Annotated in this window: 20 protein-coding genes; 17 read left to right on the top strand and 3 right to left on the bottom strand. The window is 39.5% G+C overall.

What is annotated here, in order from left to right; translation table 11 throughout:
- Positions 1–5: 5 nt before the first annotated feature.
- Entirely contained in the window at positions 6–1124 is a 1119-nt protein-coding gene (locus tag E7B10_RS02890) for a 1-propanol dehydrogenase PduQ (RefSeq protein WP_287510588.1), read from the top strand.
- 436 nt (positions 1125–1560) lie between these two features.
- Positions 1561–5817, top strand: a complete 4257-nt coding sequence (locus E7B10_RS02885; RefSeq protein WP_287510586.1) for an acyl-CoA dehydratase activase-related protein — start codon at positions 1561–1563, stop codon at positions 5815–5817.
- Positions 5818–6528: 711 nt separating this feature from the next.
- Here the strand turns inward: E7B10_RS02885 and E7B10_RS02880 are convergent.
- The 3 genes from E7B10_RS02880 to E7B10_RS02870 form a co-directional block, all read right to left on the bottom strand.
- On the bottom strand, positions 6529–7716 hold the full coding sequence (locus E7B10_RS02880) for a multidrug effflux MFS transporter (protein ID WP_008602366.1): 1188 nt from the start codon (positions 7714–7716) through the stop codon (positions 6529–6531).
- A 389-nt stretch (positions 7717–8105) separates the two neighbouring features.
- Positions 8106–9743: an L-lactate permease gene (locus E7B10_RS02875; RefSeq protein ID WP_008602367.1), complete on the bottom strand. Its 1638-nt coding sequence runs from the start codon at positions 9741–9743 to the stop codon at positions 8106–8108.
- A 295-nt stretch (positions 9744–10038) separates the two neighbouring features.
- Entirely contained in the window at positions 10039–11178 is a 1140-nt protein-coding gene (locus tag E7B10_RS02870) for an Ldh family oxidoreductase (RefSeq protein WP_004698291.1), read from the bottom strand.
- Positions 11179–11758: 580 nt separating this feature from the next.
- Here E7B10_RS02870 and E7B10_RS02865 point away from each other — a divergent pair.
- The 15 genes from E7B10_RS02865 to cysK all read left to right on the top strand — a co-directional run bounded on the left by E7B10_RS02865 (position 11759) and on the right by cysK (position 26354).
- On the top strand, positions 11759–13762 hold the full coding sequence (locus E7B10_RS02865; RefSeq protein WP_021148570.1) for a molybdopterin-dependent oxidoreductase: 2004 nt from the start codon (positions 11759–11761) through the stop codon (positions 13760–13762).
- Between the two features lie 204 nt (positions 13763–13966).
- Positions 13967–15304 (top strand): branched-chain amino acid transport system II carrier protein, encoded by a 1338-nt coding sequence (gene brnQ / locus E7B10_RS02860; protein WP_004694992.1) that lies wholly within the window; start codon positions 13967–13969, stop codon positions 15302–15304.
- A 149-nt stretch (positions 15305–15453) separates the two neighbouring features.
- The gene (locus E7B10_RS02855; RefSeq protein ID WP_004694993.1) at positions 15454–16527 is read left to right on the top strand and encodes an iron-containing alcohol dehydrogenase family protein; all 1074 of its coding nucleotides are present in this window, start codon (positions 15454–15456) and stop codon (positions 16525–16527) included.
- A gap of 44 nt (positions 16528–16571) precedes the next feature.
- Positions 16572–16808 (top strand): DUF1653 domain-containing protein, encoded by a 237-nt coding sequence (locus E7B10_RS02850; protein WP_021148568.1) that lies wholly within the window; start codon positions 16572–16574, stop codon positions 16806–16808.
- A gap of 8 nt (positions 16809–16816) precedes the next feature.
- On the top strand, positions 16817–17593 hold the full coding sequence (locus E7B10_RS02845; RefSeq protein WP_004695003.1) for an HAD family hydrolase: 777 nt from the start codon (positions 16817–16819) through the stop codon (positions 17591–17593).
- 136 nt (positions 17594–17729) lie between these two features.
- Positions 17730–18638: a DUF3829 domain-containing protein gene (locus E7B10_RS02840; RefSeq protein WP_038125684.1), complete on the top strand. Its 909-nt coding sequence runs from the start codon at positions 17730–17732 to the stop codon at positions 18636–18638.
- Positions 18639–18850: 212 nt separating this feature from the next.
- The gene (locus E7B10_RS02835; RefSeq protein ID WP_105087149.1) at positions 18851–19492 is read left to right on the top strand and encodes a peptidylprolyl isomerase; all 642 of its coding nucleotides are present in this window, start codon (positions 18851–18853) and stop codon (positions 19490–19492) included.
- Positions 19482–19763: a GIY-YIG nuclease family protein gene (locus E7B10_RS02830; RefSeq protein WP_105087148.1), complete on the top strand. Its 282-nt coding sequence runs from the start codon at positions 19482–19484 to the stop codon at positions 19761–19763. The genes E7B10_RS02835 and E7B10_RS02830 overlap by 11 nt, the downstream gene beginning before the upstream one ends.
- A gap of 51 nt (positions 19764–19814) precedes the next feature.
- Positions 19815–20273 carry a DUF1934 domain-containing protein gene (locus E7B10_RS02825; RefSeq protein ID WP_004695011.1) on the top strand — a complete coding sequence of 153 codons (459 nt, stop codon included), beginning with the start codon at positions 19815–19817 and terminating at the stop codon, positions 20271–20273.
- On the top strand, positions 20239–21972 hold the full coding sequence (gene argS / locus E7B10_RS02820) for an arginine--tRNA ligase (protein ID WP_004698104.1): 1734 nt from the start codon (positions 20239–20241) through the stop codon (positions 21970–21972). Before E7B10_RS02825 ends, argS begins: the two co-directional genes overlap by 35 nt.
- A gap of 15 nt (positions 21973–21987) precedes the next feature.
- The gene (locus tag E7B10_RS02815) at positions 21988–23598 is read left to right on the top strand and encodes a CTP synthase (protein WP_004695015.1); all 1611 of its coding nucleotides are present in this window, start codon (positions 21988–21990) and stop codon (positions 23596–23598) included.
- Between the two features lie 9 nt (positions 23599–23607).
- A complete protein-coding gene (locus E7B10_RS02810; RefSeq protein WP_101928487.1) occupies positions 23608–23823 on the top strand; it encodes a hypothetical protein in 216 nt (71 codons plus the stop codon).
- A gap of 188 nt (positions 23824–24011) precedes the next feature.
- On the top strand, positions 24012–24575 hold the full coding sequence (gene ahpC / locus E7B10_RS02805; protein WP_004695016.1) for an alkyl hydroperoxide reductase subunit C: 564 nt from the start codon (positions 24012–24014) through the stop codon (positions 24573–24575).
- A gap of 377 nt (positions 24576–24952) precedes the next feature.
- On the top strand, positions 24953–25402 hold the full coding sequence (locus E7B10_RS02800) for an Rrf2 family transcriptional regulator (protein ID WP_004698292.1): 450 nt from the start codon (positions 24953–24955) through the stop codon (positions 25400–25402).
- Between the two features lie 16 nt (positions 25403–25418).
- Complete coding sequence (cysK, locus tag E7B10_RS02795; RefSeq protein WP_278457218.1) at positions 25419–26354, top strand: cysteine synthase A; 936 nt, start codon at positions 25419–25421, stop codon at positions 26352–26354.
- Positions 26355–26564 lie beyond the last annotated feature (210 nt).

Raw genomic sequence — 26564 nt, 5'->3', positions numbered from 1 at the left:
AGCATATGAATCAATGGACATTCCCAACCAAAATTTATGCAGGGGAAGATTCATTACAACGTCTTACAGAATTTAATAACGAATCTATCCTCATCATATGCGATCCATTTTTGAAGGACTCACCAAACCTTACGTATGTGATGAGCCTAATGGACAGTAGAAATAAGGTAACTATCTATACAGACGTAGTACCTGATCCGCCCATAACTCACGTAGTAAAAGGCATTGAGTTTATGGACGGTATTAAACCAACTGTTATCATCGCCATAGGTGGAGGGTCCTGTATCGATATGAGTAAAGGGATAGCCTATTTTGGTCGTAAGCTAAAGCATATGGATATCAAATCCTTCATCGCCGTTCCTACCACAAGTGGAACAGGCTCTGAAGTAACATCCTTTGCTGTTCTTACAGATAGCGAAACACAGATTAAATATCCTCTTGCAGATGATGCGGTATTACCTGATGAAGCTTTATTAACGCCATTATTTGTAAAAACATCGCCTCCCAATGTTACTGCTTTTAGCGGTATGGATGTTCTTGTTCATGCGCTTGAAGCCTATGTGGCAACGGCGGCAAATAATTTTACTGATGCGTTGGCACAGCAAGCAATTGAGCTTGTCTTTGAATACCTACCAAAATGTCATAAGCCAACAGCCACAGACCAAGATCGCATGTCAATGCACGAAGCATCATGCCTTGCAGGACTTTCCTTTAACAAGGCCGGCGTGGGTATCGTTCATGCCATGGCACATCAGTTGGGTGGGCAATTTCATGTACCTCATGGTTTAGCTAATAGTATGCTTTTGCCATATGTAATTGGCTTTAACTGCTCTCGTAATCCAGCGGTAGCGAAGAAGTATGCCCGTTTATCTGCTAAACTTGGCTTTGCAGCCCATAATTCATCAGAGGCTGATAAATTAGCTGCTCTTATAGAGGCTATAGTTACATTGGAACATACATTAGACTGTCCAATGAACCTTACGGCCTTTGGTGTAGATAGATCTACATCAGAATCAAAGCTTGATCTTATGGCAGATAGAGCGTTAGAAGATATGTGCTATAGATTTAATCCATATCCTGCTAACCATGATGATCTAGTTAGCTTGTATAAAAAAGTGCTGTAAATCCATATAAAACCGATATTAACATAATGTTTTGAAAAGAGACTTTGATGATTTCATTGAAGTCTCTTTTCTTATTTTTATATGACTGTTATCAGTTTATTTAAGTACTGGTAGATACATCTTTTTTTATGTTAAAGTGTTATAATATTCTTTATATCCTATAGGAAATATGACGTTGCAATTCAAAATTAGTTATATTCTTTATAACTCTTTGGAATATAAGAAAACTTAGATTTTAGCTGCTTTTGTTGTATAATATAGGTAGGATATTTAAAAAATTAGATATTTTCGTGAAAGTATAATATCCTCATCTAATTTTTAGTTTTATAAGTTAGGTGTTTAGTACATCATATATGGTATTTTATGATGTGCTACTTTCACAAAAACGAGTATGATCGCCTAGGTGGTCATACGGTTGTTAAAAAGAGAGGTATTTATGCAGCACATGCTACGCATGGGTATTGACGTGGGGTCTACAACGGTTAAAGTTGTACTATTGGACGAACACGATAATTATTTGTATAAGAAGTACGTACGCCATTATGCGAATATTTTGGACACAGTATATACCTTGCTTCAAGAGGCTCAAGTGGGCCATGAAGATGATCTAGTTCACGTATGTATTACTGGTTCTGGTGGTATGGCGATGGCCGAAAAGGTGCGCATTCCATTCGTACAAGAGGTTATTGCTGAAACGCGAGCTGTAAAAGCGCTCTATCCAGAAACAGATGTTATCATCGAACTTGGTGGTGAGGATGCGAAGGTTACTTACTTAGGCCAAACTGCAGAACACCGTATGAATGGTTCCTGTGCTGGTGGTACAGGTGCTTTCATAGACCAAATGGCGACCTTATTGCAAACTGATGCATCTGGTCTCAACCAATTGGCTATGAATTCTGATACAATTTACCCAATTGCGGCACGTTGTGGCGTGTTTGCAAAAACTGACGTTCAAGCCTTGTTAAATCAAGGGGCATCCCATGAAAACATTGCTAAATCTGTATTCCAAGCTATTGTAAACCAAACGATTGCAGGCCTCGCATGCGGCCATAAAATCGAAGGTAATGTGGCATTCCTTGGCGGTCCGTTGACATTCTTGTCCGAATTGCGCCAATGTTTCTGTGACACATTAGAGCTGGAAGAATCTCAACGTATCATCCCTGAGAATGGTGAATTGTTCATCGCTTTAGGGGCGGCATTGATGAAAGATGAATGTCGTGAGATTACAGTTGGTCAATTGACAAAGGAAATCGGTGCTCTTATCGGTATTCCTATGGAAGCTACAGACCGTGTAGATCCACTATTTAAAAATGAACAAGAATTAGAAGAATTCCGAGCTCGTCATGCTAAGGCGGTAACGCCAAAGGCGAATATTGAGGATGCTCAAGGTCCTTGTTACCTTGGTATCGATGCTGGTTCCACTACTTTGAAAGTAGTGCTCATCAACAGCAATAAGGAAATTATCTTCTCTCACTATGGTCCTAACCATGGTAAACCATTAGAAAAATCTCGTGAAATTATCGAACAAATTTACACATTATTGCCTAAAGGTGCATATATTGCACACTCTGGCGTAACTGGCTACGGCGAAGCCTTTCTTAAACGCGCCCTTGGCATCGATATTGGTGAAGTAGAAACGATGGCTCACTATCGTGCGGCCCGCTTCTTCTGCCCTGATGTATCCTTTATCTTGGATATCGGTGGTCAAGATATGAAATGTTGTAAGGTTCGCGATGGCTATATCGAAGATATCGTATTGAACGAAGCTTGCTCCTCTGGTTGCGGCTCCTTCATCGATACCTTCGCATCCGGTCTACGCATTCCAATCGATCAATTCGCGAAGGAAGGTTTATTGGCATCCTTGCCAATCGACTTGGGTTCTCGTTGTACTGTATTCATGAATTCTAAGGTTAAGCAGGCCCAAAAAGAAGGGGCTACAGTACAAGATATCGCAGCAGGCCTTGCTTATTCTGTAATTAAAAATGCCCTTTACAAGGTTCTTAAGGTAAAAGACCCTAAAGAATTGGGCAATCATATCGTTGTACAAGGCGGTACATTCTACAATGAATCCGTTTTGCGCGCCTTCGAAAAATTGATGGGCGTAGAAGTAATTCGTCCTGACGTATCTGGCTTGATGGGCGCATACGGTATGGCTCTTCTTGCTGCTGAAACAGCTGAAGAGTTGCAAAAGGGTAATAGTACATTGTTAGATAGCGAAGGGCTTAATTCCTTACAAGTTGCTACGACAATGCGCAATTGCGGACTTTGCTCCAATAACTGTATGCTTACCATCAATGCTTTCTCTGATGGTCGTACGTACGTAACGGGCAATCGTTGTGACCGCGGTGCGGGCGGTATGATTCAAGAGGAACGCAAAGCAGTTCCTAACTTAGTAGACGTTAAATTACGTCGTTACTTCGACTATTATTTGAAGAAAAATATTCCAGAGTTCGAAGGTAAAATGCGCGTAGGTATTCCTCGCGTCCTCAACATGTATGAGGATTTCCCATTCTGGTTTACATTCTTCAATACCTTGGGCTATGAAGTAATCCTTTCCGATTACACTACAAAGGAACAATACAACAAGGCTATTGATACGATTCCATCCGATACAGCTTGCTACCCAGCAAAAGCGGTACATGGTCATATTCGTGACCTTGCGAATGCACAAGTAGACTTTGTTTGGTACCCTTGTGTGCAACATGGTCCTAAGGAATTTAGCCGCGACAATAACTACCATTGTCCAATGGTTATTTCCTATCCAGAACTTATCAAAAATAACATGCAGGAGGTTCTGGGGGATACTCCATTCCACGCGCCATTCTTGCCGTTGGCTGATAAAAAATCTCTTGTTCCTGCCCTTGTGAAAGCATTGGACTTCTTGGATCTCAAGAAGAAAGATATTGCTAAGGCAGTAGACCTCGCTTGGGAAGAGCAAGAAAATTGTAAAGCCTCTTACCGTGAAACGACGAAGAAAACTGTTTCTCGCCTCGTAGCAGAACAAATTCCAACCATCGTTTTAGCTGGTCGTCCATATCATTTAGACTCCGGTATTAATCACGGTATTCCTGAGCTCATTACATCTCTAGGGATGGCTGTTCTTACTGAAGATGGTGTAGCACCTCTCGGTAATGATATCAAGCATTTGCGCGTTGTAGACCAATGGTCCTACCATAGTCGTTTATACCGTGCTGCTGAATTCGTAAGCAGAACAGAAGGCTTCCAAATTGTAGAGCTTAATTCCTTTGGTTGCGGTCTCGACTCTATCGTAGCAGATCAGGTGAAAGATATTCTTTCAGCAAACCACAAAATCCATACCTTACTCAAAATTGATGAAGGTACCAACCTTGGGGCCGTTACGATTCGTCTCCGCTCCTTGCAATCTGTAATGGAACGTAGCTTGCGTCGTCATAATAACCCAGAGGCACCGGAAGAAGTGGTGGTAGAAGAATTACCAACTTACGATTATAATCGTGTGGTGTTCACTGAGGAAATGCGTAAGACCTATAAAATCTTGGTACCACAAATGTCACCATTACATTTTAGCCTCTTAGAGCCAGTCCTCAAAAACGAAGGTTATGACTTTGAAATGTTGCCAGCGCCTACGCGCGATGATATTGAAGTGGGCCTAAAATACATCAATAATGATGCATGTTATCCAGCAATCATCGTTGTAGGTCAGCTCATGGCGGCCTTACTGTCTGGTAAATATGACGTAGAAAAAACAGCTGTTATCATCTCTCAAACGGGTGGTGGCTGTCGTGCGACGAACTATATCGGTTACTTACGTAAAGCATTAATTGATGCGGGTATGAAACAAGTACCAATCCTATCTCTCAATGCGAGTGATATGGAACGTCAACCAGGCTTTAAGGTGACAAAAGGCTTCTTGCATCGCATGATTCAAGCCGTAGTATACGGGGATGCTATCATGCAATGCGTATTGGCTACACGCCCATACGAAAAGAACCCTGGTTCTACCGATGCATTATGTGATTACTGGCTTAAAAAGCTCCGTGAAAACATTACATCTGCAAGCCTTCGTCAATACAACAAGTATATTAAAGAAATCATTCATGACTTTGATAACTTGCCAGTCAACAAGGATGTACAGAAACCTCGTGTTGGCGTTGTAGGGGAAATTTACGTTAAATTCCATCCAAGTGCTAACAATCATATTAATGAGCTCATTGAAAAGGAAGGCGGCGAAGTCGTTACATCTGGCTTGCTAGATTTCTTCTTGTATTGTGCAATGGATAGCACATACCGTGCTAAGCACCTTGATGGTACATGGCTATCTGGCTTCTTCGGTACATTGGCTCGTGAAGCCCTTGAACTCTACCGCTTGCCATATGCAAAAGCCGTAGCAGCGTCAAAACACTTTGACCCGTTACAACGTATGACAGAAGTAGCGAAAGAAGCAGCTCAATTCATCGGACTTGGTAACCAATGTGGTGAAGGCTGGTTCCTCACAGGCGATATGATTGACCTCATCGAAAAAGGGGCTAAACAAATCGTATGCTTACAACCATTTGGATGTTTACCAAACCACGTAACAGGTAAAGGCATGGTAAAAACACTATCCGCTGCATACCCAGACGTGCGAATTGCAGCTATCGACTACGATCCAGGCTCCAGTGCGGTGAACCAAGCAAACCGATTGAAATTACTACTATCGACAATGTTTGAATAAAGGTGTGCTCCGTTATATTTTCAATGGGGCCCCGTTACAACTGCATATTACTAGTATAGAAAAAACACAGCCCTCTCTTGGCTCAGTACGGCGCTACGCTTCGTAAAATCGCTGCAGAGAGGGCTGTGTTCTTTTCTATATACAACCGTTATGAAGATGTCCCATTGAAAATATAACTAGTGCAGTGGGGAGAAGTTGGGATGGAATTTAGTGAATAAGCGATAAGGTCCCTTACATTTTATAATGGGGCCCGAATACAACTGCATATTACTAGTATAGAAAAAATACAGCCCTCTCTTGGCTCAGTACGTCACTACGTTCCGTAAAATCGCTGCAGAGAGGGCTGTATTCTTTTCTATATACGCTAATTATGAAGATGTCCCATTGAAAATATAACTGGATAGAGGAGGGGGAAGAAATGTGGAGATGTGCCTATGGCACATCTCCTTTCTCCTACAATCAGTTGTGTAGGTGGTTTTCGTTATTATGCCTAGGTGTTTGTAGAGTTAAAGAATTAATCTATTTTGAAATATGCTTGTAAAGTCCCGCAATGGGACGCCTTCACAGGTAGTGTTAATATAAATAAGATACCCCTTTACGAAGCGATTTTACGAAGTACTGAGCAAGGAAAGGGGTATCTTATTTATATACTAATATTATTCTGTTGTAGTCGGGCCCCATTGTGGGGCTTATACAAATGTGTAAAAGAGATTAATCTTTTTCTACCAAACCATATAGGCACAATAAGGAAAGCGCTGAACATACTAGCATTGTAGTCCCCATGGGGATCCCCGTATATTCCCCACCAATACCAACTAATGGAGATACGATTCCTGCAGAGAACATGCTAGCAAAGCCAAGTACTGCAGAGGCACTTCCAGCCATTTTACCGTATTTAGCCATTGCCATAGAGAAAGAGGCAGAGCCAAATAGGGATACTGTACATACGGTAAAGAATAGAATGGCCGTTACAGGAATAAGTGGCCATTCGAAAAGCATAGCTATTAAGAATAGCAAGGAGCCGATTGTTAGTTGCCAGAGGGCAAATGTTAGTAATTGTCGAACTGTGATTACATTACTTAATCTAGCGCTTATGGCACTAGCTAAGATAATACCACAGCTATTGATACCAAAGAGATAGCTAAATTCTTGTGCAGATAGTTGGAAGATGTTTTGGTATACAAAGGATGAACCTGAGATATACGCAAAGAATCCACCAAAAGCAAAGAATTGGATTAGTGTTTGCCCAAGGAATCGCTTATCTTTAATAAGCGTAATGTAGTTCTTTGTAGCAGTTGCAACGCCACCTGTAACGCGTTTTTCTTTAGGTAAGCTTTCACGGAAGAGAAGAGATCCCGCTAATAGAATAGCAGAAAATATTGCTAAAATAACGAAGATAACGCGCCATGTAGTGAATAGTAATAATTGACCGCCGATGAGCGGAGCGATTACTGGCGCCAAACCGTTAACCATCATGAGCAATGCAAAGAGTTTAGTCAATTCTTGACCAAATGCAAAATCTCGAGCGATGGCCTTAGCAATTACAACGCCCACAGATCCTGTTAAACCTTGTAGAAATCTTCCGAGTAAAAGTATTTCAATGCTTGGTGCATAAGCACAGATTATGCTAGAGATAACGCAAAGTAAGTTGCCTGTTATAAGAGGCAACTTGCGGCCCATAGTATCACTAATAGGACCTCCAAATAATTGACCTAATGCAACACCAAAAGTCATCACACCAATGGTCATTTGAATATTTGATGCAGATGTATTTAGTTCACTAGGCATAATTGGTAATGCTGGTAAATATAAATCTGTTGCAAGTGGTGTGATGGCTGTCAACAGACCAAGGAATACTACTAAGATGAAAGAGACCTTAGCAGAATTTTCTTGAGTCATAAAACCCTCCTATACTAAAGTGAGAAAAATAAAAGTCTGCGAATCGCACTTCGCAGACTGCATTTAATTTTTTCTATTTGATACGATGTATTTTACCATGATTGAGAAAAAATATCTATATGAAATATTGAGTTTGCTATATCTCTATTTATAGATTACAATTAGTATATTAATTATATCTAAAAATATCAATGTGTTTATTGGCGATGGGAGAATTATATGAAATATTAACTAAAAGGTTTTGTGTTAGCTGCAATAGTAGTAATCGGGACAGCTACGGTTTCATCTGTAGAAGCAATATCATTAAACCATGTTATATGTAGTATTCTCATATGTGGCAACAAAAAAGAACAGCTCGTGAAGAGCTGTTCTTTTTTTGTTACCAGTTCTTAGAAGAAAAAGTGGTGAATTTCATGGATGAAATGTTGACCGAAGAAGGAAATACAACCGTGCATTACGATGAATACAATGAAGTATTTGAAGGCACTGTTCATGATAACGCTTGCTTCGATTTCATGTTCTAGTTTATGAGCTTCTTCAGCACTGATTTCTTTGTGGTTTTCTAGGTATGCTTTCAAAGCAGGCCCTACGGCACCAATAGAAATCGCGATGGATTGTGGGGACAACATTTTGCCGATACCAGCTGCACCGGAGTTAACTGCTGCCAACCAGAAACCAAGGTCTTCGAAGTTTGTAGGATCTAAGCCTTGGGCTGCAGCAATTTGAAGTGGGCCAAACAATACGTTGGAGTTTGTACCAGAACCAGTCAAGAAGGCACCTAACGCACCTACGATAGGTGCGAATAGAGGGTACAATGTACCTGTACCAGCAACCATTGCTTTTGCAATATCTGCAGTCATACCAGAGTAAGTCATCAATTTAGCTGTCATAACAACTGTGATGATTGTAAGGTATGTGAATTTCAAGTTTTTAACTGTGCTACCCAATGTACCGAAGATTTCGCCAGCTTTTGCTTTTTGGATGAAACCACCAACAATACCAGCGATAAAAATCATAATACCAGGAGTTGCAATCCATACGAATGTGTAAGGTTTTGCACCAGCACCTTGATAAATAGGTACAGATGTTTTAATGGACGCAAGAGGACCATTAATTGCAGGGAACAATTTAGAAGTTAATAACAATAATACGAAGATTAAGATGAATGGCATTGCAGCTACAAGGCCTTCGCCACCAGAAACTTTAGGGACTTCGCCAGTTTGTTTAACTGCGTATTTAGGATCATTAGGAGGCATGATTTTTGCACAACCAATGATAACTGCCATGATAACGATGGATGCAGAAATTACGGATAATTCTGGACCCATTACAGCGTTGATTACAGTTTCAGGAACTGCTAATGCTAAACCAGAAAGTAATGTTACAAGGAATACGCCTTTTAACGCTTTAATACCGCCACCAATAATCATAACAACAAAGAATGGAGCGATAAGGTTAAGCAAGAACAATTGTACGGAAATGAATGTACCTAAATGGCTTGGATCAAGGTTTGTTAAGGATGCCAATGTAGTTGTTGGAATCCCGATAGAACCAAATGTTGTTGGTACGGAGTTTGCAACGAGACATGCGATGATAGATTTAAGTGGGTCAAAACCTACGGCAACCATCATAGCTGCAGGAATTGCAACGGCAGTACCGAAGCCAGCCATACCTTCCATGAAGGCACCAAAGCCCCATGCAAGTAGTAATGCAAGTACACGAGTATCAGATGTTACAGAAGAAAGCATGGTTTTAATAGTTTCCATTGCTTTCGTATGTACTACCAAGTTATAAACGAAGATAGCAGCTGTAATAACTAATAGGATTGGCCAGATTGCCAATGCGGCACCTTCAAGGGCACCAGTGACCATAATAAATGGGTCAGCTTGGAATGCTGTAATAGCGATAATGAAAGAACCAATCGCAGCAACACTTGTTGCTTGCCATGCAGGTAATTTCAAGATGGATAACGCTACAATCAACCAAATGATTGGAGATAGCGCTAATAGAACGGTGATAGCACTCATTTCTAAGATCATCCTTTCAAGTAAAACAAAAATATATGCTCAACAGGACGACGTAGTTTAATCAATTTAATTGATGAATAAATCGCTATGATGTTAATTTGTAAAAGTTCAGTTAAAATAAAAGCTTACAATAAAATAACAGATATACTTATCATAAAAATTGATATAGTACATAAAATTTTTTAACCTCATAGCCTATGAGGTTAAAAACATAAGAGAGGGGACATAAACAGTGTTTATGTCCCCTTCTGTACTAACTACAAGTCCTTGTTAGGGCCATTACTAAGTTTAGGTATTAGTAGTTACCTTTGAACATTGTAGCAGGAGCTTCTGGTACATAATCGCCGAAGTAGGATTTGAAGTCTAGACCTAATTCATTGCAAAGGTCTTGAACTTCAAGCATTGTACCGTTAAGTACAGGGATGCCTTCAGCTTTAACTTTTTCAACGGATTCATGTTCTTTTTCGCCATGAGTATAGATACGATCTTGACCTTGAGCTTTAGGTGCTTCACGTAATTCTTGTAAGAATTGGGAGAAGTGTTTTTTGATTTCCGCAGGGTCACCGAAGAATTCAGGGTTGATAGCCATGAAGCCGTGGCAGATATTGGATTTACCACCAACCATACATTTGTTGGAAGTACCACCTTGGGACAAGATAGAGGAGAATAATTCAGCAATCATGCCGTTACCATAACCTTTGTGGCCCCCAAGAACTTCTGTAGCACCACCTAAAGGAAGGATACCGCCGCCTTCATGACGGGAGATGTTGCCCAATACTTCAGCTGCATCAGTGGAAGGAACGCCGTCTTTATTAACAGCCCAACCATCTGGAGTAGCTTTGCCCATTTTATTGTACATTTCAAGTTTACCACGAGTTACTACTGTAGTGGAGCAATCGAAGAAGAAGTCAACAGGATCAGCTGGTACAGTCCAAGCGATAGGGTTAGAACCAAGCATAGCTTTACGAGCATATGTAGGAACCATGATTGCTTCGGAGTTTGTACAAGAGAAACCGATTAAGCCTTGGTCGGATGCCATTTTAGCATAGTAACCGGCGATACCGTAGTGGTTGGAGTTACGTACGGATACGATACCAACACCGGATTTTTTAGCTTTTTCGATAGCCATTTCCATAGCTTTATGACCCAATAATTGACCCATGCCGTCATGACCGTCGATAACTGCAGAAATTGGAGTTTCTTTTACGATTTCAGGTTTAGCGTCGATTTTAATCAAGCCATTAGTGATACCTTTATGGTAACGAACCATACGTTGCATACCATGGCTTTGAATACCGAACAAGTCAGAAGTCAAAAGTACGTCTTGGATGATGTCAGCTTCTTTTTCGGAGAAACCAAATTTTTGGAAAGCGTCCATGCTCAATTTTTTTAGTGTTTCATAAGGGAATAACACAGTGTTTTTTGCGTCTGCCATCGTTAAAACCTCTTTTCAGAAAATATGTACCTGATATAGCTACTTCACATTAGATAACCATGAATTCAAAATGATTTCTTGTGAGTTCTATATCCTCTCAAATGACACTGTCAGTATAGCACAGAAACAAGTGAGATTGAATAGTCTTACAGTCTGAACGACATTACTAAATACGCATACGTACCGGTGATTTTTGTCACATAATCTATACGACACTATTAAAATGTCTGATTATACCTAAAACTATATGGTTATGACTTTTAGTAATGATTACATGATTTTTTTGAAGAATTTTGGTATTTTTATAGAACTTATTAGTATATCTGTTTAGGCATTGGACAAGAATGATAATGGATAGATATCGATAAAACTTGAAATGTCTAACTATATATATCAAAATAAATGATGAGGTCATAAATGTAATGTGATAATCGAATGCATTGATATACATAAAATAATCATTTCTAAAACCTTTTTAATTCAGAAGATGTGCAAAAGGTTATACTTATACGAGTCATACTATAATATAATATAAATATACATCCTATAGTTTATACAATTTATAAGCGAGGTGCTTATCATGAAAGAATATAAATCTGTATGCCCATACGATTGTCCCGATGCATGCGGTCTCATTGTATCAGTCGATAATAATAAAGTAATATCTGTTCGAGGGGATAGAGCACATGCTTTCACAAGAGGTACACTATGCCCTAAGATGGCACATTATGAAAAGGTAATCCATTCTCCATTGCGCTTGAAGTCCCCTATGAAGCGTGTCGGTAAAAAGGGAATTGGTGAAGATCAGTACACTCGTATTAGTTGGGATGAAGCCCTTGATGCAATTGTCAATAATTTCAAAGAAACTATTGATACTTATGGCAGTGAAAGTATTTTGCGTTACTCTTATGCAGGAACAATGGGGGTTATTCAGAGTCCTGCAGCAGATTATTTTTTCCGTTGTATTGGTGCTACAGACCAAGATCGAGGTATTTGCTCTCCTGCTAAACAAGCGGGGTTCCGTTCTGTTTACGGTGATACCTTAGCGATTAAACCACAAGAGGCGCAACATAGTGATCTTATCGTCTTGTGGGGGATAAATGCGACAGCCACAGATGTTCATATTTTACATGATGTGAACATTGCGAAAAAGAAGGGGGCTCGCGTTTGGATTATCGACACTCATAAAACTTATACTTTTAGCCAAGCTCATGAACATATTTACGTTAAACCAGGAAGTGATGGGGCACTAGCTTTAGGGATGCTCCATATCATTCATCGTGATGGCTTGGCAGATATAGATTTTATTAAGAAGCATGTCCAAGGCTACGATGAGTTGGTAAAAGAGGTGTTGCTTGACTTTACGCCGGGAAAAGCGGCTGAAATTTGCGGTGTTTCTGTGGAGCGGATGACTGAGTTTGCTCATGCTTATGCAAAGTCAAAAGCGCCGTTTATTCGTCTCGGCAGTGGACTATCTCGATATGGCAATGGTGCTATGACATGCCGTGCTATTAATGCCTTGCCTGCTGTGGTTGGAGCATGGCAATATCCTGGGGGTGGATTGTTGTCGAGTGCTAGTGGTAGTAAATTTATTGGCAAAGATGTGATGCAACAGGCTCATGTTCATGCGCCAGCTAAACGATTGATGCCTATGATTAAACTGGGTGAAATGCTTATAAACCCTGAAGGAACTAAAGTTCATAGTTTATATATCTTCTCTTCAAATCCGGCTATCACAGCTCCTGACCAGAATGTTGTACGTAGAGGGTTGATGCGCGATGACTTATTCACTGTGGTACATGAGCGTTTCTTTACGGATACTTGTAAGTATGCTGATATTATTTTACCAGCCACAACATCTGTGGAGCATGATGATATTTATAATTCTTATGGTCATTACACAATTGGGACGGGTTACAAATTGATTGAGCCAATTGGTGAATCTCGTTCCAACTGGCAAGTTATTGCTGAGTTAGCAAAACGCATGGGGTTGGAGGATGATTTTTTTGACCTTAGTGAAAAAGATCTTATTGAACAAATTGTGCGGACTTCGAGTCGTATATCCAAGAGGGACCAAGAGTTGATTTTAAATGGTGAGCCTGTGGAGATGACGGTACCTGAGAGTTATAAGATGGATTTCAAAACACCGTCTGGAAAAATTGAATTATATAATCCGCAGGATGTAGAACCATTAATTCGGTATATGCCTCCATATGGTGATAATGCACCGTTTTGGCTTATAAATGGTAATGATATTCGAATTTTGGACTCTAGCTTCTGCGAATTAGACTTTAATGATCCTGAGTTGATGAAACTTCGCATCCATCCAGAAGATGCAAAAATGTATAACATAAACGATGGTGCTGAGGTAGAAATCTATAACGATCGTGGCAGTGTAAAAATTAAAGCATACTACGACGATGAAGTACAGAGAGGGACATTGGTAACACTAGGTGTATGGTGGCAATCTCAATCGAGTGATCCTCACGTGGCAATCAATGCGCTTACCGCAGCTCGTCCTACCGATCAGGGATGGGGGAGCACCTTTTATGATGTACAAGTTCATATAAGAAATCTTTTGTAGTGAATGACCAATTAATAGTCTGTAATGATTACTGTAAAATAGGAATTTATCTACTTATTTCTATAAGTAAAAGTTAAAGTCTGTTACTTATGGGAATAACTCTATACGGATATAGAATAGTGAGGATATTTTTCTTGTATACCCAAGCCCCTTTAGATTATAATAGTAATATTATTTTTATATAACCTAAAGGGGGTTACATTTATGAATGGTAACGATAATCTGTCGACCCGTGCTTATCTGGCTATAGGCATGATGTTATTTGCTCTATTCTTTGGGGCAGGGAACTTGATCTTCCCAGCGGCCTTAGGTCAACAAGCTGGTGATAATGTCGGTTGGGCATTGCTCGGTTTCGTATTAACTGGTGTAGGACTTCCACTCTTAGGGGTTGCAGCTATGGGTTACTCTTCCTGTAAAGATGTTGAAGAACTTGCAAGTCGTGTGCATCCGATTTATGGCTTGTTGTACACAATTTCTTTATACTTGAGTATTGGTCCAATGTTTGCGACGCCGCGTACTGGTACTGTAGCTTATGAAATCGCAATTAAACCTTTTGCTGAAGGTTTAAGCATGAATATGAATATGGAACCAATTTTCTTGGCATTATTCTTTGGTATTTCTTTGTGGTTATCTATTAGTCCGCAAAAACTTGTTAACCGTATCGGTAATATTTTGACACCAGCTTTACTACTTGTAATTTTGTTGTTGATTGTTAAATCCTTTATTACTCCACTTGGTGGGTATGCGGTACCACAACCGGCATATGGTGATGCACCAACGGCTGTGTTACAAGGCTTCTTAGATGGCTACAATACAATGGATGCCTTAGCTTCCGTAGTATTTGCTATTCTTGTAATCGATTTTGTACGCCTCAGTGGTGCTACATCTCGTGCTGTGATTACAAAAACAGTAATGGAGGTAGGTGCAATTGCGGTAGGCCTTCTTGGTATCGTGTATGTATTTATCGCTAATATCGGTGCTACAAGTGTTGAACGCTTTGGTTTGTTCGAGACAGGGGCTCCTGTATTGTCCGTAAGTGCTAACTATTTGTTTGGTGAGTTCGGTCAAATCATCTTGGCTATCATCGTTCTGCTAGCTTGCTTGTCTACAAGTATTGGCCTTATCACTTCTTGCGGTACGTATTTCCACAAGCTGACACCAAAGATTAGTTACAAATTATATGTAGTAATTTTCTCTCTAGCGGCGTTTGTCCTCAGTATGTTTGGCTTGAAAACAATCATCAGTGCAGCAATCCCTGTGTTGATGCTCTTGTATCCGTTGACTATCGTAATCATTTTGTTGGCACTTCTTCATAATGTGTTTGGTGGTCGTCGTTGCGTATATGCATGGACTATGGCTTTCACAATGATCTCTGCCCTCATGACTGGTCTTGAAACTGCAGGTATTGCACCTACAGCTTTGGAACAGCTCTTTGCTCAATATATTCCATTCCAAAGTGCTGGTATGGGATGGGTGAGCTTTGCGGTATTAGGCTTCGTTGTAGGCCTTATCCATAAAGGTCTTGCTTCCGATAATAAGTAATAAAGATAAAGGCTCTATGCTTTCATTTTGTGAGAGTATAGAGCCTTTTTATGTTTTGATTGTTGTCATATAAAATTGATTTTGTGTGTAGAAGTTTCTATAATAAGGATAAATAAGGATATAAATGATAAAAGAAGGAAGGAAATTTTATGCGTAGTACTCATTGTTTACCTAGTTATAGTTTTGGAGGTCATGATGTATTTGACGCTATTCCAAAGTTTACAAAATTATATGGCAAGTCTGTAGCTATCATCGGTGGCGAAACAGCTCTTTCTAAAGCTTTGCCACACATTCGTCCCGTGCTTGATAAAGCGGGGATTAAGGTGCTAGATATTATCCACTTTGGTGGAGAGTGTACTTTTGCTCGAGGCAAGGAAATTGCACAAATGGCATCTGTAAAAGATGCGGACTTTTTGTTTGCTGTTGGTGGTGGTAAGGCCATGGATACAGTAAAAGTAGTAGCTATAGAGTTAGATGATAAACCATTCTTTACAATTCCAACCATTGCATCTACTTGTGCGGCAACGTCAGAAGTGGCAGCTGTATACACGGCAGATCATACTTTTGATGACGTAGCTTTTGTAAATCATCCTCCTGTGCACTGCTTTATTGATGCTGATATTCTCGTAGAAGCACCAAGCCGTTACTTGTGGGCAGGAATGGGAGATACTATTGCAAAACACTATGAAACTCATCTTTCTGCTCGCAATCGCGAGCAAGACTATAATACTCAGTTAGGCCTTACTCTAGCTTCTATGTGTAGTGAACCAATTTTAGCACATGGTATACAAGCCTATAAAGATAGTCAAGCTAATAAACGTAGTGATGCCTTTGATACCATTGCTATGACTGTTATCTTTACTACCGGTGTTGTATCAGGTTGTGTTCCTATGGCATATAATAGCAACATGGCTCATGCTGTATGTTATGGCTGTGTTACTAATAAAGAAACAGAAGAAAATCATTTGCATGGTGAAATAGTAGCTTATGGCTTACTTATTTTGTTAACCGTTGACCAACAAATGGATGAGTTACAACGGTGGTTGCCAGTATATCGCGAATTAGGTTGGCCTACTAAACTTTCACAATTAGATCTTACTGCATCGCATATTCCTCAAATTGTTGAAAAGGCTACATCTGTTCATGATATTGATGTATCTCCATATAAAATTACAGCAGATATGTTGACTAAAGCTATTCAATATATGGAATCTCTTGATTAATATGGTTTGTAACTATTTGTGTATGTTATGTGATGAGGTTATAAATGCAAGAAATTGTAAAGGGTGGCTTATATCGTCATTTTAAAGGCATGTATTATTATGTGCTAGATGTAGCGACTCACTCTGAGACGGGTGAAAAGTTTGTAGTATATCAGAAACTGTATGATGAGCGCGATATGTATGTACGTCCCTTAGAAATGTTTGTGAGCGATGTGGATTGTGAAAAATATCCAGATGTAGTGCAAAAAGAACGATTTAAGTTAATGAGTGGACGTGATTAGGAGGGCCTGTGGAGCAGAAGTTTTTCTTTTTCGATATCGATAATACTTTAGCTGTATGGCCTGAAGGTAAAATCCCTGAAAGTGCTCAATACAGTTTAGATGAGTTAAAGCGTCGTGGTCACCGTGTAGCCTTAGCAACTGGTCGTATTCAAGTGGATGCTAAGCGTTTCGCAGAGCAAGCAGGCCTTACTGATTTCGTAGCAGATGGTGGTCACAGTATCACTGTTAATAATGAATTGGTATCCATGATAGGTATGGATCGTGATGCATGTATTAAATATTTAGAGTATTTAGAATCACATAATATTCCTTGGGCCGTAACTGACCGTAATAAACTCGGTCGTATTACGCCGTATAAGGAAATTTTAGAGTGGCATCCAAATTGGGATGTATTTAAAACAACTGTAGACCCTAATTTTGACTTTCATAGTGTTGAAGAATTTTATAAGATATATGTGTTTTTCAAGGAAGGAGAGGAAGAGGAGAAGGATATCGAGCATATGACACATAAGCTCATTCGTTATGGTGATGGCTGTGTTCTATATGAGCCTATGGAAAAGGCGTTGGGTATTCGTAATATGCTTGAACACTTTGGAATGAAGCCAAATCAGGCTGTTGTATTTGGTGATGGGTATAATGATTTGTCTATGTTTAGGCCTGAGTGGCTAAATATTGCTATGGGTAATGCGCGCCCTGAATTAAAGGCAAAGGCTGATTATATTACTACAGACTGTGATAAAGATGGTATTTATAATGCGTGTAAGCATTTTAAATGGATCGATTAATTATTGATAATTCCTCTAAACTAGGTGAAGCTTATATGAAGATTTGTTTTTGTAGCTGTGGCTACAGAATTGGTGTAGTATAGTTAGTATAATGCGCTTAGTTCAATATTCATGTGTTAAAAGGAGAAGAGAAGATATGAACAATAAACGCAGATTATTTTCAACTTTACTTTGTGTAGCAGCATTGACAGCTGGTTTATTTGTTTCTGGTTGCGGCAGTGATAAAGCGGGTGGCATTGGCTCCGTAGTATCCTCCGTAGTTGATGGCGGTAGCGATGAGAAAGCAGCTGCTAAGCTTAATACACTTATTGATGCAACAAATCGCTTCAATGGTGACAATGCTACTTGGGGTCAAAACTATGCAGACAGTTTGGCTAAATTAAAGGGTGGTTTCCAAGAAGGTGCTATTGGCCGTCAACCTCACTATGATACTTTAAAAGAAGCTTTGGAACAATCTAAAAAAGAGGGTTCTACGTTCAAAGAAGTTGATACAGAACGCGATAATGTATTAAATGTTCTTAATGAATTAGTACCAACATTCAAAGATTTGAAAGCTTATGATGATTCTAAAGCCTACATGAACGATGGTGGTGCTAAAGGTAAAGAACTAGCAGCTAAATATGTAGCACAAGTAGAAAAATTTGATGCAGCTTATGCGAAGTTCAATGATGCTCTTAACAAAGCTAACACCGAACAAACTAAGAAACAAATCGAAAAATTGAAAAAAGACGGTAAAAAAGGCTATGCAGCAGCAATGGAATCTACGCTTCGCTTGACTACTCTTGTAGAAAATGTAGAAAAAGCTCCTAAAAATGCAGATAAACAAGCTGTAGAAAAAGAACTTAATGAAATTCAAACATTGCTTAAGAGCATAAATAATGATCGTGGAGAAGTGCTTGTTAACTCTTATAACTCTGTAGTTGGTTCTGTACGTCAAGTACTTACTGATGCAAATGAAAACAATCTTAACGACATGATTGAGAATTTCAATAATTATATTGAGTCTTATAATAATACAACTCCAGACCAATTTGACTCTAAATAATCGAATTAACTAAGTGATTAGTTGAGGCCTACAAAAACAGAGCTCCTTTGAAGCTCTGTTTTTTGTTGTTATATTATTTTTTTATATTTTTAATCTCAATAGTGCCATAATATGATATACTAAAAAAGAGCCGCTCATGGGTTGAGCGGTTTTTCTATGTAAATTTTAAATCTACATTTAGTTAAATATAATATTAGTATTTTGGGGGACATATGAACTGGAAACGCTTGGCTTTATGCGCAATGTTGGGGATTACAGTACTTAGTACAACAGCATGTAGTACCAAAACTGGGGAGCAACCACAAGGTAATACTGTGAAAGCAGAAACTGTGGCGATGCCTAATTTTACGAATGCGCCAATTGCAGATGAATATGCTATTTTTGATACAAACTATGGTCAATTTAAGGTTCGTTTGTTAGGGTCTAAAGCGCCGATTACGGTCAAAAATTTTGATTATCTCGTGAAAAAAGGCTTCTACAATGGTGTAACATTTCACCGCGTTATCGAAGGCTTTATGATTCAAGGTGGAGATCCTGATGGCACAGGTGCCGGTGGACCGGGCTATACAATTCCTGATGAATTCTCCAATGATTTACATTTCAATAAAATGGGCGTTCTTGCCATGGCAAACCGTGGCCCTAATACAGGAGGCTCTCAATTTTTCATTACCTTGGGACCTACGGATTGGTTAGATAATAAACACACCATCTTTGGTACTGTAGTACAAGGTATGGATGTAGTTGAAAAAATTGGCAAGGTTAAGACTGGTCGCAATGATAAACCAGTTGAACCAGTAATTATCAATTCTATCACATTGGAACCAATCACTGATGATGCGAAAAATGGCAAATAAGGATGCTAAGTCTGAAGAACGGCACTATGTGTACTTGGTGCGATGTGCAGATGATTCTTTGTATTGTGGATGGACTACAGATCTCAAACGTCGAATAGATGCTCACAATGGAGATATCCCAGGTGGTGCAAAATATACGCGAGGACGTCGTCCTGTGACCTTGGTATATTCTGAAAGCTTTCATCAAAAACAAGAAGCACAACGCAGAGAATATGCTATTAAACGGATGACGAAGACTAAGAAATTGGGACTCATTAAGGGTGCAAAATAGTCCTTGATTATGGTATAATATGATGATTAATTACTACCATGGAGGTTGAAAATGAAGCGGGTTCTAGTGTCCGTAAAGAGTGTACAACGAGATATGGATGGCAAGGATACCGTAGTGGAACTGATTTCCCCAGGTACGTCACATGAAAAAGGTAATGCTCAATATGTGCGTTATGAAGAATCTAGTGTGACTGGATTGGATGGGGTTAAGACGACCATTAAAATTCATGATGATTCTATCGTGTTGCTCCGAACAGGGGCTGTCAATATGCGTCATCAATACGTCCGTGGTGAAGAACGTGAAGCCGTATATGAAACACCATATGGTGATTTACATATGGCTGTAAATACTCATGAATTAACAGTAGACTTTCATGATGGCGTAGGTCATGTTCATTTAGGATATGATATTTCCGTCGAAGGTGAATGGCAATTTTATAATCAGTTAGATATAGACGTGCGGGAGGATATAGAGCATGGACATGAAGGAAATCCTGAAATCGGGGATTGAACAGGCATTACAAGATACGATTAACAGCGGTGATTTGCCGGCTGGGGAATATCCAGAAATCGTTCTCGAAGTGCCACCTCAAAAGGAATTCGGTGATTTTTCTACAAACATCGCTATGCAATCCGCTCGTGTAGCTCGTCAAAATCCTCGAGCCATTGCTGAAGCTTTGATTAGTCATATGAATTTTGATTGGCTTGAACGTGCTGAGGTTGCCGGCGCAGGTTTTATTAATTTCTTTTTGAAATCTGATATGGTGTACGATACGTTAAAAGCCATTTTGAATGCTGGTACTGAGTATGGTGTTCAACCATTGCGTGCGCGCGATACGATTCAAGTAGAGTACGTAAGTGCAAACCCAACAGGTCCATTGCATGTTGGTCATGGTCGCGGTGCTGCGTACGGTAGTGCTCTTGTAAACTTGTTGCGTGCAGCGGGTTATAATGTACAATCCGAGTACTATATCAATGATGCAGGTAATCAAATCGACAACATGGCTATTTCCATTGAGTACCGTTTCCAAGAGTTACAAGGTGCTACATTAGTATTCCCACCTAAACGCAATGAAGACGGTTCTATGCCTGAGTTCGATATTCCAGAAGGGGCTTTAGTGTTCCCTGAAAATGGCTATCGTGGCCCAGATATTATTGAAACAGCGAAAGCGATTGCAGAACGCGAAGGCTTTGATAAATTAAATGCTATGAACGAAGCAGATCGTGTAGCCTTGTTTAAGGAAGAGGGCTTAAAAGAAAAATTAGCTCGCTTAGAGGAAACATTAAGAAACTTCCGCGTTACTTTTGATAATTGGTTCTCTGAACGTACAGTTCATGAAACGGATGAGATTCATCATTCCGTAGAGGCATTAAAGGCCCTTGGCAAAGTTTATGAAAAAAACGGTGCTTTATGGTTAAAATCTACTGATTATGGTGATGATAAAGACCGCGTAGTTATTCGTGATAATGGGGTTCCTACATATTTGGCGGCAGATATTGCGTATCATCGCAATAAATTTGATCGTGGCTTTAAAGAAATGATTGATATTTGGGGCGCTGACCATCATGGCTATGTATGTCGTGTAAAAGCGGCTATGGCGGCATTTGGTTATGACCCTGATAAATTAACAGTATTGTTATTACAAATGGTAGCATTGTTCCGTGACGGACAACTTGTTAAATTGTCTAAACGTAGTGGTGATAGCGTTACATTAGATGAATTGATTGAAGAGGTTGGCGTAGATGCGTCTCGCTATTTCTTCTTGATGCGTTCCTTAGACAGCCAACTTGATTTCGATATTAACTTGGCAAAATCTCGCAGTAATGACAACCCGGTGTATTATATCCAATATGCTCATGCTCGTATTCACAGCATTTACAACCAAGTGCGTGAAGCTGGCATCGCATTTGGCGATTATAGTGAAACTGATTTCACAACACTTACAAGTGAAATGGAATTAGAATTAATTAAGAAATTAGCTGAATATCCGGAAGAGGTCGTTCAAGCTGCTGAACATCGTGCACCTCATCGTATTGCTCGGTACTTATACGATTTGGCAAGCATGTTCCATTCATTCTACCGTCAAGGTCGTATCATTGGCGTAGATCCAGCGTTGCAACAAGCTCGTCTTGGATTAATCACAGCGATTGCCCTCGTTCTTCGTCAAGGCTTGGGTATTTTAGGTATTTCCGCTCCGGAAAAAATGTAATAGGTGGGAGGCATCATGGCAACTAAGTATATTTTCGTAACTGGCGGCGTTGTTTCTTCTCTTGGAAAGGGGATTACAGCAGCATCTTTGGGTCGCTTACTAAAAAACCGCGGTTTCAATGTAACGATTCAAAAATTTGATCCATACATTAATATCGATCCTGGTACGATGAGCCCTTACCAACATGGTGAAGTATTCGTAACAGATGACGGCGCCGAAACGGACCTTGATTTGGGGCATTATGAACGCTTTATCGATATTAACCTTAGCAAACGTTCTAATATTACAGCTGGTAAAGTATATTGGTCTGTAATCAATAAAGAACGCAAAGGTGATTACCTAGGTAGCACTGTACAAGTAATTCCACATATTACAAATGAAATTAAACAAAATGTTTACCGTGTAGGTAAAGAGGATAATGCTGATGTAGTTATCACTGAAATCGGCGGTACTGTAGGTGATATTGAAAGCTTGCCATTTATGGAAGCTATTCGCCAGGTGAAAAAAGAAGTAGGCCGTAACGATGTACTTTACATTCACGTTACGTTAGTGCCTTACATCAATGCCGCAGGCGAGTTGAAAACAAAACCTACACAACATAGTGTAAAAGAATTGCGTAGCATTGGTATTCAACCAGATATTTTGGTATGTCGTAGTGAGAAACATATCTCTGATGATATGAAAGAAAAACTTGCTTTGTTCTGCGACGTAGAACCTGAAGCAGTTATTGAAAATCAAACTTGTAGCTCTATCTATGAAGTGCCATTGATGATGCAAGATCAAGGTCTTGATGATATTGTTATCAAAAAGTTAGGTCTTGAAGATCGTCCATGTGATATGACTGCATGGAAAGAAATGGTTCATAAGATCTTGAATCCTAATAAAGATATTACAGTTGCTATCGTTGGTAAATATGTAGCGTTGCATGATGCGTATTTATCCGTAGTTGAAGCTCTAGATCATGCTGGTATTGCTACAGGTACTAAAGTGAATATTCGTTGGATTGACTCTGAAGAACTTGATGATACTTCTGTAGATCCTAAAGAGGTATTTGAAGGTGTTGAAGGTATCATCGTGCCTGGTGGCTTTGGTTCCCGTGGTGTAGAAGGTAAAATTCGCACAATCCAATACGCTCGTGAAAACAATATTCCATATCTTGGCCTATGCCTTGGCATGCAATCTGCAGTAATGGAATTTGCTCGTAACGTATGTGGCATGGAAGGAGCAACCTCTAGCGAATTCGATGAAAATGCTAAGTACAAAGTAATTGACTTGATGAGTGATCAAGTTGATGTAGATAAAAAAGGCGGTACAATGCGTTTAGGTATCTATCCATGCAAAGTAGAAGCAGGTACGAAAACTCACGAGGCTTATGGGGAAGATTTGATTTATGAACGTCATCGTCATCGCTATGAGTTCAACAATGAATACCGTCAACAATTGACCGATGCAGGTCTTGTGATTTCAGGTACATCTCCAGATGGCCGTCTTGTTGAAAGTATTGAAGTAAAAAATCATCCATTCTTTATTGGTACACAAGCACATCCAGAACTTAAATCTCGCCCAAATAATGCACATCCATTATTCCGTGGTTTCGTAGATGCAATCTTAGAACTTAAGAAATAGATTAAAACGATGGGATCTGTTTTATCTATTATAGGTTTATTTATATTAGCTGCACTCAAACTAGAGCAGTTTGTATATGGTAAATCGGGAAAAGAACAATCTACAACTGGTCACATAGCACGAAGAGGGCTTGCTAATATAGCGGATTTAATCGCTTTTGATCACGCTACTGTGAACAGTAAGTCTATTGTAGTACGTAAAAAAAAGAAAGGTGCTCAGAAATGAGCATCTTTCTTCTTTTTTTGCTTACATTGAAAAAAGTTGGGAAAATATATCGATAAATTTAAAAATAACGCTTGCAATATTGAATGATATTTGTTATTATATAGACAAAGATAGATATAGATATGGTGTTAAGTACACCAATATAAATATATTCGTTAAATATGGAACTCAAATAAGGAGGACATAACATGTCTATTATTGGTAAACAACTTCCTGAATTTACACTTGATGCTTTCAAAAAACCTGAATTGGTAAAAGTTAGCACTGCAGACGTGTTGGGTAAATGGTCTGTATTCGTATTCTATCCAGCAGACTTTACATTCGTATGCCCTACTGAGTTGGAAGACGTACAAAACTCTTATGCAGAGTTGAAAGAATTGGGTTGCGAAGTTTACTCCGTATCTTGTGACTCCGAATTCGTTCACAAAGCATGGTCTGATGCTTCTCCAAGCATCAATAAAATCGAGTACTACATGTTAGCTGACAAAAAACATGAATTGGCTGACTTCTTCGATGTATTCCAAGAAGAATCTGCTATGGCTTACCGTGGTACATTCGTAGTAGATCCAGAAGGCTTCGTGCGTACAGCAGAAATTCATGATATGGGTATCGGCCGTTCCGCTGAAGAATTGGTTCGCAAAGTACAAGCTGCTCAATTCGTAGCTAAACATGGCGATCAAGTGTGCCCTGCACGTTGGAAGCCAGGTAAAGACACTTTGAAACCAGGTCTTGATCTTGTAGGTAAAATCTAATTAAGAAACTTATACTTAAATGCTAGAGTAATCTAGATAACTCCTCAAATGACATAAACACGGGCGCGCATCGTTTTCCTGACGATACGGTAAGTCCCAATACCAGATGAACCCTCTCCAATTCATCATGGTAAACCTCATATAACAAACTACAAACTATACGCAAAAGGACTGGCCTTCGGGCTGGTCCTTTTGTGTTGTTAATATCCCTTTATAAAAGTAGGAAATAAGTTCTTGCATTTTTATAGTGAGTGGTCTATAATGAAATTAATTCCTATTAATGTGAAAGGTTTTATAAATAGCTTTATAAATATAATATAAGCACTTTTTAATATGGGTGTGTTTAACACTAACGTTTACAAAGAAAGGCAAGATATATGAGGATTTCCACAAAAGGTCGTTATGCATTGATGGTTCTCATCGATTTGGCAGAGCAAGGGCAAGATAAACCAGTTTCCTTGCGATCTGTGGCAGAACGACAAGGCATATCTGAAAAATACCTAGAAGGTATCGTAGCTCGTTTAGGCGCTGCTAACCTAGTGGATAGTATCCGCGGTAAATACGGCGGATATCGATTGTCTAAAAGCCCTAAGGAGTACACAATTATTGAAATATTGCTTGCTACTGAGGAATCGATGGCTATCATATCTACTCTTGATGAAGGGGTGAGTACTGATACAGTAATCAACGAACGCACCGTTGGTTTCTGGGCAGGCTTACAAAACTATATTCATGATTATTTAGAAAACGTAACCCTACAAGATGTAATTGATGGGACTTACGCTAAACTTGATACAAAATATGATAATTGGGATGGTTCTATTTAATTAAGGAGTGACCACTATGTCTAAAATTGCTAAATCTTTTGTTGAATTAATCGGTAAAACACCATTATTGGCAGCTACACGTTTTGGTGCTAAATTTGGTGCAGAAGCAAATATTTTTGCTAAATTGGAATACTTTAACCCAGGTGGATCTGTAAAAGATCGTATCGCAGCAGCAATCATTCAAGCGGCTGTTGAGTCTGGTGAATTACAACCAGGTGGTACAATTGTAGAAGCTACATCTGGTAATACAGGTATTGGCTTATCTGCTGTAGGTGCTGCGCTTGGCTATAAAGTTGTAATCGTAATGCCTGAAACAATGTCCATTGAACGCCGTAAATTAATGCTTGGTTATGGCGCTCAGCTCGTATTGACTGACGGTTCTCTTGGTATGAAAGGCGCTATTGCAAAAGCTAAGGAAATCGTAACGGCTACAGCTGGTGCTATTGAAGCAGGTCAGTTCGTAAATCAAGCTAATCCTGCAATTCACTACAGAACAACTGGCCCTGAAATCTGGCAAGATACTGATGGTACCGTAGATATCTACGTATCTGGTGTTGGTACAGGCGGTACGTTGACAGGTGCAGGTCGTTACTTAAAAGAACAAAACCCTGATGTACATGTGGTTGCCGTAGAACCAGCAGATTCTCCTGTATTATCTAATGGTAAACCAGGCCCTCATAAAATCCAAGGCTTAGGTGCTGGCTTCATTCCAGATACATTGGATACTAACATTTACGATGAAGTAATCCAAGTTTCTAACGAGGATGCTTTTGCTACATCTCAAGCTTTTGGTCACACAGAAGGCGTATTGGTAGGTATTTCCTCTGGTGCTGCGCTTTGGGCGGCTCAAGAATTGGCAAAACGCCCTGAAAATAAAGGTAAAAATATTGTAGTAATTCTCCCTGATACAGGCGAACGCTACTTATCTACAGCTTTATTCCCTGAAGTGTAATCACCTATCATGGTGAAAGCATAATAATTGCTTTTACCTTAATATAATTAAGTAGTCTCTTGCTTAGTACTATGCATCGATTTTTTGGATACATAGTATTTATTGGCTCAGACACTCAGATGCCCTCTGTATTTTACAGGGGGCATCCTTTTTTGATTGAATTCTTTTATTATTATAATAGGGTGATGTACTGATTAAATAATGGTGCAG

The sequence above is a fragment of the Veillonella sp. genome (assembly GCF_032470285.1).
In the GTDB taxonomy this organism is placed as follows: Bacteria; Bacillota; Negativicutes; order Veillonellales; family Veillonellaceae; genus Veillonella.
The sequence above is the reverse complement of the archived record's forward strand: the minus strand, read 5'-3'. Positions and strand labels throughout refer to the sequence as shown.